The sequence below is a fragment of the Streptomyces gilvus genome (assembly GCF_022513565.1).
Lineage (GTDB): Bacteria > Actinomycetota > Actinomycetes > Streptomycetales > Streptomycetaceae > Streptomyces > Streptomyces gilvus.
On sequence record NZ_JAKWBE010000024.1, the window covers coordinates 17,645 to 29,940 of the forward strand.

Here is a 12,296-nt window from a genome sequence, read left to right on the forward strand (position 1 = left end):
ACGTCGGTCAGAGAAGAGATCGACGTCCCGAACCGAGCGAAGGAGAGCAAGATCTCAGGCGCACGCACCTCCCGGACGACCCGACGCACCCTCCTCACCGCGGGCATCGCCGGCGCGGCCTCGCTCCCGCTGAGCGCCCCCGCCCACGCGGCCACCGAGCCCCTGCGCGACCTGGAACGGCGGCACGGCGCCCGTCTCGGCGTCTTCGCGCACGACGTCCGCACCCGGCGGACCGTCACCCACCGCGCCGACGAGCGCTTCCCCGTCTGCTCCGTGTTCAAGACCCTGGCCGCGGCGGCCGTCCTGCGGGACCTGGACCGGCACGGCGAGGTCCTGTCCCGGCGGATCCACTACACCGAGGCCGATCTCGTCGACGGCTCCGACCACACCCGCGCGCATCTGGCCGAGGGCATGACGGTCGCCGAACTGGCCGACGTGGCGATCCGATACAGCGACAACACCGCCGGCAACCTCCTGCTGCGCGAGTTGGGCGGCCCGACGGCGATCACCCGCTTCGCCCGCTCCATCGGCGACCCGGTGACCCGTCTGGACCGCTGGGAGACGGAGCTCAACTCGGCCGAGCCCTGGCGCGTCACGGACACGACGAGCCCGCGCGCCATCGGACGGTCGTACGCCCGTCTGGTCCTCGGCGACGCCCTGAACCGCCCGGACCGCGCCCTGCTGACGCACTGGCTGCTCAACAACACGACCAGCGCACGGCGTTTCCGCGCCGGGCTGCCGGCGGACTGGACGGTCGCCGACAAGACGGGCTCGGGCTCCCACGGCACCGCGAACGACGTCGGCGTCGCCTGGACCGCGACCGGTGATCCCGTCGTCCTGGCGGTCCTGACGACCAAGCCCGACCCCGGGGCCGCCTACGACGACGCACTGGTGGCGGAGGCTGCGGCACTGGTGGCGGACGTCCTCAGCCGCTGAAGGTGCGTACGTACCGCTTCTGCCAGGGCGTCTCCACCGCCCGCCGGTCGTAGTGCCGCCGCACGTAGTCCACCGCCTCCTCGGCCGGCACCCCGTCCAGCACCGCCAGACACGCCAGCGCCGTCCCGGTACGCCCCCGGCCGCCCCCGCAGGCGACCTCGACCCGCTCACGCGCGGCCCGCTCCCAGGCCGCGGTGAGGGCGGCGCGGGCCGCCGGGCGGTCGCCGGGCAGCCGGAAGTCGGGCCAGCGGATCCAGGTGAACTCCCAGGGGACGGGCGGGGGTTGGCCGCCGAGGAGGTAGAGGGCGTACGAGGGTGCGGGCGCCCCGGGCGGGAGAGGCCGGCGCAGTCCCCGGCCCCGGACCAGCCGACCGGAGGGCAGGCACAGCACCCCGGGGTCCGCGGGGTTCCAGGTGTCCGTCATCCGGTCAGCGTAGGGGCCTGGGGCCTGTTCCAGGTTTCCCGGAACAGGCCCTGGTCGTCCGAATTCTCGGCCGCGTCGGCGCCCGGTCACCGGTTCCGCTGCCACCATCCTGTTCAGAAGCCCGGATCGACGCGCGACCTCGACGGCAGAACCACCCCAGGGAGCCCTCATGACCCTTTCCACCCCGCTGACCGGTGTCGTCCCGCCCGTCTGCACGCCCCTGACACCGGACCGCGAGGTGGACGTCCCCTCGCTGCTCGGGCTGGTCGACCATCTGGTGGACGCCGGGGTGGACGCGCTGTTCGTGCTGGGCTCCTCGTCGGAGGCGGCGTATCTGACCGACGGGCAGCGGCGGCTGGTCGTGGAGTCGGTGGCCGCCCACGTGGCCGGCCGGCTCCCCGTCCTGGCCGGGGCGATCGACATGACGACCCCCCGCGTACTGGACCATGTGCGGGCGGTGACCTCGGCGGGCGCCGACGCGGTGGTGGTGACGGCCCCCTTCTACACCCGCACCCACCCCGCCGAGATCGCCCGCCACTTCCGCCTGGTCGCGCAGGGCTCCCCGGTCCCGGTGATCGCCTACGACATCCCGGTGGCCGTCCACACGAAACTCCCCGCCGACCTGGTCCTGGCCCTGGCCGCCGACGGCACCCTCGCCGGTCTGAAGGACTCCAGCGGCGACCTGGCCGCCTTCCGCGAGGTCGTCACCGGCGCCCGCGCGCTGCCCGGCTTCAGCGTCCTGACCGGCTCGGAACTCCTCGTCGACGCCGCCCTCGCGCTCGGCGCCGACGGAGCGGTCCCGGGCCTCGCCAACGTCGACCCCCACGGCTACGTCCGCCTCGTCCGCCTGTGCCGGGCCGGCGACTGGGAGCGGGCGCGGGCCGAGCAGGAGCGGCTGTGCGCCCTGTTCGGGCTGGTGGGCGTCGGCGACCCGGCCCGGATGGGCGGCAGCTCGTCGGCGCTGGGCGCCTTCAAGGCGGCGCTGCACCTGCGCGGCGTCATCGACTGCCCGGCGACGGCGGAACCCCAGGTGCCGCTGTCACCGGAGGAGGTGGAACGGATCGCCGAGTACCTCGCCGCCGCCGGACTGCGCTGAGGCCCTCGCCCGTCCCGGACGGGAGGCCGACCGGTGTCAGGACGGCGTCCGTGCCGCCGCCAGCAGCCGTTTGACGTCGTCCGCGCAGATGGTCAGGGCCGCGCCGACCGTGGTCAGGACGTCCCGTTCGGCGGGTGTGTAGGGGCCGTCGGCGAGGGCGATGCGGGCGGCCTGGAGGAGGATCGACTCGCGGCCCACGGGGGCGAGGTGCGGGGCGAGGGGGTCGAGCGCCTCGTGCAGCTCTATGGCCAGGCCCGCGCCGCCCGGCTCGCCGTAGACCCGGCCGGTGTCCGCGGCCAGGGCGTCGACCAGGGCGCTGAGCTGGTCCTCCGTGCAGTCCTCGAAGCCGGCGGCGCGGACGGCGGCCGTGGCCGTCTCCAGCGTCGTACGGGCGCAGGTGCCGCCCGCCGCGAGGACCGCGAGGGCGACGGTGTGGACGGCGTCGCGGAGCATCGCGGAGAAGCGGGTGGTGGTGGGGTGGTCCAGGACGTCCGTGCCGAAGTGGCGGCCGCAGGCCGCGCACTCGACGACCGGGCCGGTCTCGCCGCGCGGCAGGACCGGGACGCCGAGCAGGGTGAAGCGGCGGCGGCCGGTCAGCCGCTGGTAGTTGCGGTCGCCTCCGCAGCCCGGGCAGAAGAACTCGCCGTCCCCGACGGGCGTCCACGCGGTGCGGGTTCCCAGGAGGCGCGCAGGCCTGGCGGCTCGGCCGTTTCGTCCCCGTACTGGCAGCACGTCGCACCTCCTTTACACCGCGGCAACATCGCAGCGGTGTCGTGATGTTAGCCACATCAGCGAGGCGCAGTCAGTACCCCGGAAGAGACCTTTCCGTGACCTCCACGCACAGCTGGCCGAAAAGGGACGGGGCCCTGATCGTCGTATACGAAGATCAGGGCCCCGAAACCGCCGGTCAGAGGGGTCAGCGGGTGGCGCGGTTGACCGCCGAGACGACCGCCTTCAGGGAGGCACGCGTCGTGTTCGCGTCGATGCCGATTCCCCACAGAACCTTGTCGTCGATCGCGCATTCGATGTAGGAGGCGGCCTGCGCGGAGGCGCCCTCGCTCATCGTGTGCTCCTGGTAGTCCAGCAGCCGGGCGTCGACGCCGATCTTCTGCAGCGCGTCGAAGAAGGCGGAGATCGGACCGTTGCCGGAACCGGTCAGGACGGTGTCCTCGCCGTCCACGGTCGCCTCGACCCTGAGCGTGTCCACCCCGTCCGTGTCGGTCGTCGACTGCCCGTTCTTGACCTGGATACGGCCCCACGGGTTGTCGGGGTTCGGCAGGTACTCGTCCTGGAAGACCGCCCAGATGTCGGAGCCGGTGACCTCGCCGCCCTCGGCGTCCGTCTTCGCCTGGATGAGCTTCGAGAACTCGATCTGCATCCGGCGCGGCAGGTCCAGCTTGTGGTCGTTCTTCAGGACGTACGCGATACCGCCCTTGCCGGACTGCGAGTTGACGCGGATCACGGCCTCGTAGGAACGGCCGACGTCCTTCGGGTCGATCGGCAGGTAGGGCACGGCCCACTCGATGTCGTCGACCGTCACGCCCTTGGCGGCCGCGTCGGCCTCCATCGCGTCGAAGCCCTTCTTGATGGCGTCCTGGTGGGAGCCGGAGAAGGACGTGTAGACCAGGTCGCCCACGTACGGGTGGCGCGGGTGGACCTCCATCTGGTTGCAGTACTCCCACGTACGACGGATCTCGTCGATGTCGGAGAAGTCGATCTGCGGGTCGACGCCCTGGGAGAACAGGTTCATGCCCAGGGTGACCAGGTCGACGTTGCCGGTGCGCTCGCCCTGCCCGAACAGACAGCCCTCGACGCGGTCGGCGCCGGCCATCAGCGCCAGCTCGGCCGCCGCCACCGCCGTACCGCGGTCGTTGTGCGGGTGGATCGACAGGCAGACGTACTCGCGGCGGGAGAGGTTGCGGCCCATCCACTCGAAGCGGTCGGCGTGGGTCGAGGGTGTGGAGCGCTCGACCGTGGCGGGCAGGTTGAGGATGATCTCGCGGCCGGGACCGGGCTGCCAGACGTCCATGACCGCCTCGCAGACCTCCAGCGCGAAGTCCAGCTCGGTGTCGGTGAAGATCTCGGGGCTGTACTGGTAGCCGAACTCGGTCTCGGGGCCCAGCAGCTTCTCCGCGTACTCCATGACCAGGCGCGTGCCGTCGACGGCGATCTGCTTGATGTCGTCCTTGGAGCCCCGGAAGACGACCCGGCGGAAGACGGGCGCGGTGGCGTTGTACAGGTGGACGTTGGCCCGCCTGGCGCCCTTCAGCGACTCCACGGTCCGCTCGATCAGGTCCTCGCGGGCCTGGGTCAGCACGGAGATGGTGACGTCGTCGGGAATGACCCCGGGCTCCTCGATGATCGACCGTACGAAGTCGAAGTCCGTCTGTCCCGACGCCGGGAAGCCGACCTCGATCTCCTTGTAGCCCATCTTCACCAGCTGGTCGAACATCCGGCGCTTGCGCTCGGGCGACATCGGGTCGATCAGGGACTGGTTGCCGTCACGCAGGTCGGTGGAGAGCCAGCGGGGTGCCTGGGTGATCCGCTGCTCGGGCCAGGTGCGGTCGGGGATGTCGACCTGCTCGTACTTCCCGTACTTGTGGATCGGCATGCTGCTGGGCTGCTGGCGGTTCGCCATGATTGCGGGGCTCCTCTTGGTGTCCTGAAGGACGGCCGACGACGCAACACGAAGCTCCGCGGGGAGGGAGTCGACCTGTCTTACAGGCCCTCGCCGCGGCAGCTAAGAAGAAGCAGCCCGAAACGCATGATGCGAAGCATGCTAGCCGAGCCGACCGCAACAGGCGGTCCCGTATCAGTATGCGGACCCGCAAGCGCCCCAGAGGGGCGCGGGGCTGTGTCGATTCGCGGCTCCGCCGCGTGGGCGCGACCAGTCACAGCGAACCCACAGCGCATAACACAGAGCAACCAATCATGGTGGCAGCATCCCCATATTTCACCAATCATGGTCGCACCTAGTGACACCCAGCTAACGCAGTGCCATCGTGCCGCACATGACGAAGACCAACGGGGGCTCAGAGCCCGTCTTCTGCACCGTCGTACCGCCGCACATCCTCGACAAGCTGGCCCAGCACGAGGACCCGGCGCTCGCCGGCGCCGCTCGCAAGACTCTCGAGCGCGACGCCTTCGAGCGCACCCACCGCCGTCTGACCACGGTCATCGGCGCCCCTGCCGTCGCCCCGCCCACCGGAGCGACCCCCGAGCAGCCCCACCGCACCATCTACGACGCCCGCCACGGCACCGACCTGCCCGGCACCAAGGTCCGCGGCGAGGGGGACGCCCCGGGCAAGGACGCCACCGCCAACCGTGCCTACGCCGGTCTCGGCGCCACCTTCGAGCTGTATCTGAAGGCCTACGCGCGCTACTCGATCGACGGCAACGGGCTCCCGCTGGACGCGAGCGTCCACTACGACAAGGACTACAACAACGCCTTCTGGAACGGCGAGCAGATGGTGTTCGGCGACGGTGACGGCGAGATCTTCCTCGACTTCACCATCCCGATCGACGTCATCGGCCACGAACTCACCCACGGCGTCACGCAGTACACGGCCAACCTGACCTACTTCGGCCAGCCCGGCGCCCTCAACGAGTCCCTGTCCGACGTCTTCGGCTCGCTGATCAAGCAGTACACGCTCGGCCAGACCGCCGCCGAGGCCGACTGGCTGATCGGCGCCGGCCTGCTCGCGCCCCGGGTGACGGGCAAGGCGCTGCGGTCCATGAAGGAGCCGGGCACGGCGTACGACGACGACGTCCTCGGCAAGGACCCGCAGCCCGCGACCATGGACGACTTCGTCCGCACCGGCCGGGACAACGGCGGCGTCCACATCAACTCCGGCATCCCCAACCACGCGTTCTACCTGGCGGCGAACGCCCTCGGCGGCCACGCCTGGGAGAAGGCCGGCCAGGTCTGGTACGACGTCCTGACCGGCGGCGAGCTCAAGAAGGACGCCCTGTTCGCGGACTTCGCCAAGCTGACGGTCGCCGCGGCCAGGGCCCGCTACGGCGACGGCGAGGAACTTCAGGCCGTTCTCAAGGCCTGGGAGCAGGTCGGGGTGCGCACGTCGTAGTTCCGTACTAGACACGGACCCATGCGTATTCGAGTGAGGCGCACGGGCGGGTTCGCGGGCATCGAGCGCCGCGCCGAGGTGGACACCTCGGGGCGGCCCGACGCGCACGAGTGGCAGGCCCTGGCCGGGAAGGCGGTGGCCGCCGGCCGGGCCACGCCGCCCGCGGGCGTGCCCGACGGGTTCAGCTACGAGATCACGGTCGACGGCAGGACGGTGTACGCCGCCGATCCCCGGCTCACCGAGGAGCAGCGGCAGCTGATCTCCCGGGTCCTGAAGGAAGGGGCGTAACCACCGGTTCACGCCAGGGCGTTGACTTCCGTTACCAGCGGTAAGGATGATCCCGCCCATGGCGACTGACGCAGGCAATCCGATACCCCGCTTCCCGGCCGGTTTCCTCTGGGGCGTGTCGACCTCGGCCCACCAGATCGAGGGCGCCGTGGACGAGCGCGAGCCCTCGGTCTGGGACGCCTTCACGGCCGAGCCGGGGCGGGTGAAGGACGGTTCCACGGCGGCGGTCGCCTGCGACCACGTCCACCGCTACCGCGAGGACGTGGCCCTCCTGTCCGGCCTCGGCGTGGACGCGTACCGCTTCTCGATCTCCTGGCCGCGGGTGAACTCCCCCGGCGGCCTGGACTTCTACGACCGTCTCGTGGACGAGCTGCTGGCCGCGGGCGTCCGTCCCGCCCCGACCCTCTTCCACTGGGACCTGCCCGTCACCCTGGACTGGCTCGAGCGGGACACGGCCTCGCGGTTCGCGGAGTACGTGTCGGTGGTCGCCGAGCGGCTGGGCGACCGGGTGCGGAAGTGGATCACCATCAACGAGCCCGCCGAACAGACCCTGCTCGGGCACGCGCTGGGCGCCCACGCGCCCGGAAAGCAGCTGATGTTCGACGCGCTTCCAGTCGCCCACCACCAGCTGCTGGCCCACGGTCTGGCCGTACGGGCCCTGCGCGCGGCCGGTGCCACGGACATCGGGATCGCCAACTCGCACGGCCCGACGTGGCCCGCGTCCTCGGAGCAGGCCGACGTCGACGCCGCCGACTTCTACGACCTGCTGCTCAACCGGCTGTTCTCCGACCCCCTGCTGCTGGGCCAGTACCCGGACGGCATCGGCGAGTTGATGCCGGGCGACGTCGAGGCCGACCTGAAGGTCATCGCCGAGCCGATCGACTGGTACGGGATCAACTACTACGCGCCGACCCGCGTGGGCGCCCCGCAGGGCACGGACATCGAGTTCGGCGGCCTGACGATCCCGGCCGAACTGCCCTTCTCGGTACGGGAGATCGAGGGCGTCCCGGTGACCGACTTCGGCTGGCCCGTCGTCCCCGAGGCCCTGACGGAACTGCTCACCGGCTTCCGCGAGCGCTACGGCGACCGGCTGCCGCCCGTCGTCATCACCGAGAACGGCTGCAGTTACGAGGGCCTCGACGACCAGGACCGCATCGCCTACCTGGACGGTCATCTGCGCGCCCTGCACCGGGCGGTGGAGGCGGGCGTGGACGTGCGCGGCTACTTCGTGTGGTCGCTGATGGACAACTTCGAGTGGGCGGAGGGGTACGCGCGCCGCTTCGGGCTGGTCCACGTGGACTTCGAGACGCAAAAGCGGACGCCGAAGGCCTCCTACGGCTGGTTCCGGGACGTGCTGCGGGCGCAGAGATGACGACCACCCGGCCCCCGCGGGCACTCACCGAGCCGGTCGAGCGGGTCGGCCGGGGCTGGACCGCCTCCCTCTCGCTCGCCAACGGGGCGATCTGGGTGGGCTGGTACGGCCCCCTGCAGATCCTGCTGGTGACCCCTCAGAAGCCCAGCCGACGCAACTGCTTCGGATCCCGCTGCCAGTCCTTCGCGACCTTGACGTGGAGGTCCAGGAACACCGGCGTACCGAGGAGGGCCTCGATCTGCTTGCGGGACTTGATGCCGACCTCCTTCAGGCGCTTGCCCTTGGGGCCGATGATGATGCCCTTCTGGCTGGGGCGCTCGATGAACAGGTTGGCGTGGATGTCGAGGAGGGGCTTGTCGGCCGGACGGTCCTCGCGCGGAAGCATCTCCTCCACGACGACGGCGATGGAGTGCGGCAGCTCGTCGCGCACACCCTCCAGCGCCGCCTCCCGGATCAGCTCGGCGATCATGACCTGCTCGGGCTCGTCGGTGAGGTCGCCTTCCGGGTAGAGCGCAGGCCCCTCGGGCAGCAACGGCACGAGAAGGTCGGCCAGCAGGTTCACCTGCTTGTCCCCGACCGCCGACACCGGCACGATCTCCGCCCACTCGAAGCCCAGCTCCTTGCCCAGCTGGTCGATGGCGATCAGCTGCTCGGCGAGGGTCTTGGAGTCGACGAGGTCGGTCTTGGTGACGATCGCGATCTTGGGCGTCTTGCGGATTCCCGCCAGCTCCTTGGCGATGAACCGGTCACCGGGGCCGATCTTCTCGTTCGCCGGAAGACAGAAACCGATCACGTCCACCTCGGCCCACGTCGTGCGCACGACGTCGTTGAGCCGCTCCCCCAGCAGCGTGCGCGGCTTGTGCAGCCCCGGGGTGTCGACCAGGATGAGCTGGGCGTCCTCCCGGTGCACGATCCCCCGCACGGTGTGCCGCGTGGTCTGCGGCTGGTTCGCGGTGATCGCCACCTTCTGCCCGACCAGAGCGTTCGTGAGGGTGGACTTGCCCGCGTTGGGGCGCCCCACGAAGCAGGCGAAGCCGGCACGGTGGACGGTCTCGCCCGACTCTTCGGATGACTGGGTACGAACGCTCATGCCGCCCATTCTCCCTGATCCCCGGACCCCCGCCGTACCGTGAGGATCCGGTAACCCCGCCGCAACGAAACGTCACGGAAACACAGCCGTACGCAACCGGAAACGCGCGCCGGTGACCCTCTGACGAGCCCCCACCTCGATGGAGACGACCGTGACCCTCGCCGCCGCGCAGATCAACACGGGCGACACCGCCTGGCTGCTCGCCGCCACCGCCCTGGTCCTGCTGATGACCCCGGGCCTGGCCCTCTTCTACGGCGGCATGGTCCGCACGAAGAGCGTCCTCAACATGCTGATGATGAGCTTCGTGTCGATCGCCCTGGTCACCGTGGTCTGGCTGGCCGCCGGCTACTCGCTCGCCTTCGGCGACGACATCGGCGGCGGACTCATCGGCGGACTGAAGCAGGCCGGCCTGGCGGGCCTGGGCCCCGACAGCGTGCACGGCACCGTCCCCACCGTCCTGTTCGCCACCTTCCAGCTCACCTTCGCGATCATCACGGCCGCCCTGATCAGCGGCGCCATCGCGGACCGGGCGAAGTTCTCGGCGTGGCTGGTCTTCGTGCCGGTCTGGACACTGCTCGTATACGTTCCGGTCGCGCACTGGGTCTGGGGCCCGGGCGGCTGGATCCTGGACCGCCTCGGCGCCCTGGACTTCGCGGGCGGTATGCCCGTCGAGATCACCTCCGGCGCCTCGGGTCTCGCCCTCGCGCTGGTCCTCGGCCCGCGGCTCGGGTTCAAGAAGGACGCGATGCGCCCGCACAACCTGCCGATGGTGATGCTGGGCGCGGGTCTGCTCTGGTTCGGCTGGTTCGGCTTCAACGCCGGCTCCGCGCTCGGCGCCAACGGCCTCGCGGCCGCCGCGTTCCTCAACACCCTCGCCGCCGGCTGCACCGGTCTGCTCGGCTGGCTCTTCGTCGAGCAGAAGCGGGACGGCCACCCGACGACCCTGGGCGCCGCGTCCGGCGCGGTCGCGGGCCTGGTCGCGATCACGCCGTCCTGCGGCACGGTCTCCCTGCTGGGCGCCCTGGTCGTCGGCCTCGCCGCCGGTGTCGTCTGCTCGTACGCGGTGAGCTGGAAGTTCCGGCTGAACTACGACGACTCGCTGGACGTCGTCGGCGTCCACCTGGTCGGCGGTGTGATCGGCACCCTGCTGATCGGCGTCTTCGCCGAGAAGGCGATGACCGGCGGAACCGAGGGCCTGCTGTACGGCGGCGGGCTCGCCCAGCTCGGCAAGCAGGCCGTCGGGGTGGTGGTCGTCGCCGCGTACGCCTTCGCGGTGACCTACGGCATCGGCAAGCTGCTCGACAAGGCCATGGGCTTCAGGGCGGCCGAGGAGCACGAGCACACCGGCCTGGACCTTACGGTGCACGCCGAGACCGCATACGATCACGGCGTCCTGGGCCACGGCGCCCCGGTCAGCTCGTCCGTCGTCCCCTCCGCCCGGAAGGCCGAGAGCCAGGCATGAAGCTCATCACCGCGATCGTCAAGCCCTACCGCCTCGACGAGGTGAAGACGGCCCTGCAGGAGATCGGCGTGCACGGCCTGACCGTGACCGAGGCCAGCGGCTACGGCCGCCAGCGCGGCCACACCGAGGTGTACCGCGGCGCCGAGTACCAGGTCGACCTGGTGCCCAAGGTCCGTATCGAGGTCGTCGTCGACGACGCCGACGCGGACGCCGTCATCGACGCGGTCGTCAAGGCCGCGCAGACGGGCAAGATCGGCGACGGCAAGGTGTGGGCGCTGCCGGTCGAGACGGTCGTCCGGGTCCGGACGGGAGAGCGCGGCCCGGACGCGCTCTGAGACACCGCCGGAGACACCGTCGGCCATGAGCGCCGGGCGGTCTACGGGGCACACCCCGCGCCCCTGACGGAAGCCCGCCGAGGAGTCCCGCCCGACCTGAACGGGGCGGCTCCCGGCCAGGCGCCACGGCTCCCGTCGACGGGCCCGGCGCCCGTACGGAATGCGCCAGGCTCTCCGTCGCGGAGCTCATCTCCTCGACGGATGCCGCTCCCGCTCGGCCTCGCGCGTCGCGGCCGGGGATCGCGCGGGGCGTGCCGGACCCTGACCGACCACGCGGGTCCGGCGCGTCCTGACGAACAGCACCCCGCCCACGGCCAGGACCGCCAGCAACACCGCCGTCGCGATCCACGGCACCGCGAAGAAGGACGCGCTCGCCGACTCCCGGGTGTCCTGCGCGCTCGCCGTCAACGTGATGTCGCCCCAGTCGAGTTGGGGCGCTCCGCGCCACGGCTCCGTGAGGTGCACGCGCTGGCCCGGCAGGAGTTCGGAGGGGATGCGGGACAGGTCGCGGGAGAGCAGGGTGCGGCCGAACAGGCCCTTCGCGCGCAGCTCCACCTTGGGGTCGAGCGTGACGTTGCCGGTGTTGTGCAGGGTGTAGGAGATCGTCGACGTGCTGGTCCCGAAGCCGGGGACGAGCGGCTGGCTGTGGCCGATGTGGACGTTCTCCACGGAGATCGCGGGCACGGTGGGTCCGCCGACGCGCAGGTAGACACGGGCGGCGACCGCGCGCTGCACACCGAGCGCGAGCGGCCCGCTGCCCTTGTCGATCCGCTCGTCCAACGCGACCAACGCGCCCGGATGGTCGCCCGGTTCCGCCCCCTCGGGCACCCGCAGCGTGAACGGCACGGTGACTTCGCCGTGCGCGGGGACGGTGATCCGGGACCTTGCGGGCCTGGCCCAGGCCCCGACGCCCCGCTGCTTCTCGTGGACCGTCCGCACCGCGAATCCGCCGTCCCGGGCGGTGTTGTAGGCGTCGGCGGCGTAGAGGCGGAAGGTCAGCGGCGCTGCGGTCTTGTTGGCGACGACGACCTTGTCCGAGAGGGAGGTGCCGGGGTCCGCGGAGAGATAGAAGTACGGGCGCGCGGCGATCTTCGAGGAGACGGGGTAGACGGACCAGCTGCCGTTGTCGGCGGCGTGCGCGGGCGTGGCCAGAGCGGCGAGGAACAGGCCGAGAAGGAGGACGGAGAGCTTTCTCATGGGTGCGGACC

Annotated in this window: 12 protein-coding genes and 1 pseudogene; 8 read left to right on the plus strand and 5 right to left on the minus strand. The window is 71.1% G+C overall.

Annotated features, from left to right (window positions below; genetic code table 11):
- The first annotated feature begins 51 nt into the window (after positions 1–51).
- Positions 52–936: a class A beta-lactamase gene (gene bla / locus MKW14_RS29575; protein ID WP_240867750.1), complete on the plus strand. Its 885-nt coding sequence runs from the start codon at positions 52–54 to the stop codon at positions 934–936.
- Here the strand turns inward: bla and MKW14_RS29580 are convergent.
- The gene (locus MKW14_RS29580; RefSeq protein WP_240867541.1) at positions 926–1,360 is read right to left on the minus strand and encodes a phosphatase domain-containing protein; all 435 of its coding nucleotides are present in this window, start codon (positions 1,358–1,360) and stop codon (positions 926–928) included. The genes bla and MKW14_RS29580 overlap by 11 nt on opposite strands.
- Before the next feature lie 169 nt (positions 1,361–1,529).
- Between MKW14_RS29580 and MKW14_RS29585 the strand changes: the two genes are divergently transcribed.
- A complete protein-coding gene (locus MKW14_RS29585) occupies positions 1,530–2,456 on the plus strand; it encodes a dihydrodipicolinate synthase family protein (RefSeq protein ID WP_240867545.1) in 927 nt (308 codons plus the stop codon).
- 36 nt (positions 2,457–2,492) lie between these two features.
- Here the strand turns inward: MKW14_RS29585 and MKW14_RS29590 are convergent, their stop codons facing one another.
- On the minus strand, positions 2,493–3,188 hold the full coding sequence (locus MKW14_RS29590; RefSeq protein WP_240867548.1) for a TerB family tellurite resistance protein: 696 nt from the start codon (positions 3,186–3,188) through the stop codon (positions 2,493–2,495).
- Between the two features lie 184 nt (positions 3,189–3,372).
- Complete coding sequence (gene leuA / locus MKW14_RS29595) at positions 3,373–5,094, minus strand: 2-isopropylmalate synthase (RefSeq protein WP_240867551.1); 1,722 nt, start codon at positions 5,092–5,094, stop codon at positions 3,373–3,375.
- 373 nt (positions 5,095–5,467) lie between these two features.
- Here leuA and MKW14_RS29600 point away from each other — a divergent pair, with 373 nt between their 5' ends.
- The 4 genes and pseudogenes from MKW14_RS29600 to MKW14_RS29615 all read left to right on the plus strand — a co-directional run.
- Complete coding sequence (locus MKW14_RS29600) at positions 5,468–6,541, plus strand: M4 family metallopeptidase (protein WP_240867554.1); 1,074 nt, start codon at positions 5,468–5,470, stop codon at positions 6,539–6,541.
- A 21-nt stretch (positions 6,542–6,562) separates the two neighbouring features.
- Positions 6,563–6,829, plus strand: a complete 267-nt coding sequence (locus MKW14_RS29605) for a protealysin inhibitor emfourin (RefSeq protein WP_240867556.1) — start codon at positions 6,563–6,565, stop codon at positions 6,827–6,829.
- Positions 6,830–6,875: 46 nt separating this feature from the next.
- Positions 6,876–8,201, plus strand: a complete 1,326-nt coding sequence (locus MKW14_RS29610; RefSeq protein WP_374116612.1) for a GH1 family beta-glucosidase — start codon at positions 6,876–6,878, stop codon at positions 8,199–8,201.
- Positions 8,198–8,335 (plus strand): annotated as a pseudogene (locus MKW14_RS29615) (MFS transporter); the annotation flags it as partial. The gene MKW14_RS29610 and the pseudogene MKW14_RS29615, both read left to right, overlap by 4 nt.
- Before the next feature lie 2 nt (positions 8,336–8,337).
- On the opposite strand, the gene era reads toward MKW14_RS29615, so the two are convergent.
- A complete protein-coding gene (era, locus tag MKW14_RS29620) occupies positions 8,338–9,291 on the minus strand; it encodes a GTPase Era (protein WP_240867561.1) in 954 nt (317 codons plus the stop codon).
- A gap of 139 nt (positions 9,292–9,430) precedes the next feature.
- On the opposite strand from era, the gene MKW14_RS29625 reads away from it, so the two are divergent.
- Both MKW14_RS29625 and MKW14_RS29630 read left to right on the plus strand, forming a co-directional pair.
- On the plus strand, positions 9,431–10,753 hold the full coding sequence (locus tag MKW14_RS29625) for an ammonium transporter (protein ID WP_240867566.1): 1,323 nt from the start codon (positions 9,431–9,433) through the stop codon (positions 10,751–10,753).
- Entirely contained in the window at positions 10,750–11,088 is a 339-nt protein-coding gene (locus tag MKW14_RS29630) for a P-II family nitrogen regulator (RefSeq protein WP_240867570.1), read from the plus strand. Before MKW14_RS29625 ends, MKW14_RS29630 begins: the two co-directional genes overlap by 4 nt.
- A 186-nt stretch (positions 11,089–11,274) precedes the next feature.
- Here the strand turns inward: MKW14_RS29630 and MKW14_RS29635 are convergent, their stop codons facing one another.
- Positions 11,275–12,285: a WxL protein peptidoglycan domain-containing protein gene (locus MKW14_RS29635; RefSeq protein WP_240867574.1), complete on the minus strand. Its 1,011-nt coding sequence runs from the start codon at positions 12,283–12,285 to the stop codon at positions 11,275–11,277.
- Between the last annotated feature and the right edge of the window lie 11 nt (positions 12,286–12,296).

What these genes read in the sequence shown, in the direction of transcription:
- MKW14_RS29630 (WP_240867570.1), top strand. Translation starts at nt 10,750, where the DNA reads ATGAAGCTCATCACCGCGATCGTCAAGCCCTACCGCCTCGACGAGGTG.
- leuA (WP_240867551.1), bottom strand. Translation starts at nt 5,094, where the DNA reads ATGGCGAACCGCCAGCAGCCCAGCAGCATGCCGATCCACAAGTACGGG.
- MKW14_RS29635 (WP_240867574.1), bottom strand. Translation starts at nt 12,285, where the DNA reads ATGAGAAAGCTCTCCGTCCTCCTTCTCGGCCTGTTCCTCGCCGCTCTG.
- MKW14_RS29625 (WP_240867566.1), top strand. Translation starts at nt 9,431, where the DNA reads ATGGAGACGACCGTGACCCTCGCCGCCGCGCAGATCAACACGGGCGAC.
- MKW14_RS29605 (WP_240867556.1), top strand. Translation starts at nt 6,563, where the DNA reads ATGCGTATTCGAGTGAGGCGCACGGGCGGGTTCGCGGGCATCGAGCGC.
- MKW14_RS29580 (WP_240867541.1), bottom strand. Translation starts at nt 1,360, where the DNA reads ATGACGGACACCTGGAACCCCGCGGACCCCGGGGTGCTGTGCCTGCCC.
- MKW14_RS29585 (WP_240867545.1), top strand. Translation starts at nt 1,530, where the DNA reads ATGACCCTTTCCACCCCGCTGACCGGTGTCGTCCCGCCCGTCTGCACG.
- MKW14_RS29610 (WP_374116612.1), top strand. Translation starts at nt 6,876, where the DNA reads ATGATCCCGCCCATGGCGACTGACGCAGGCAATCCGATACCCCGCTTC.
- era (WP_240867561.1), bottom strand. Translation starts at nt 9,291, where the DNA reads ATGAGCGTTCGTACCCAGTCATCCGAAGAGTCGGGCGAGACCGTCCAC.
- MKW14_RS29600 (WP_240867554.1), top strand. Translation starts at nt 5,468, where the DNA reads ATGACGAAGACCAACGGGGGCTCAGAGCCCGTCTTCTGCACCGTCGTA.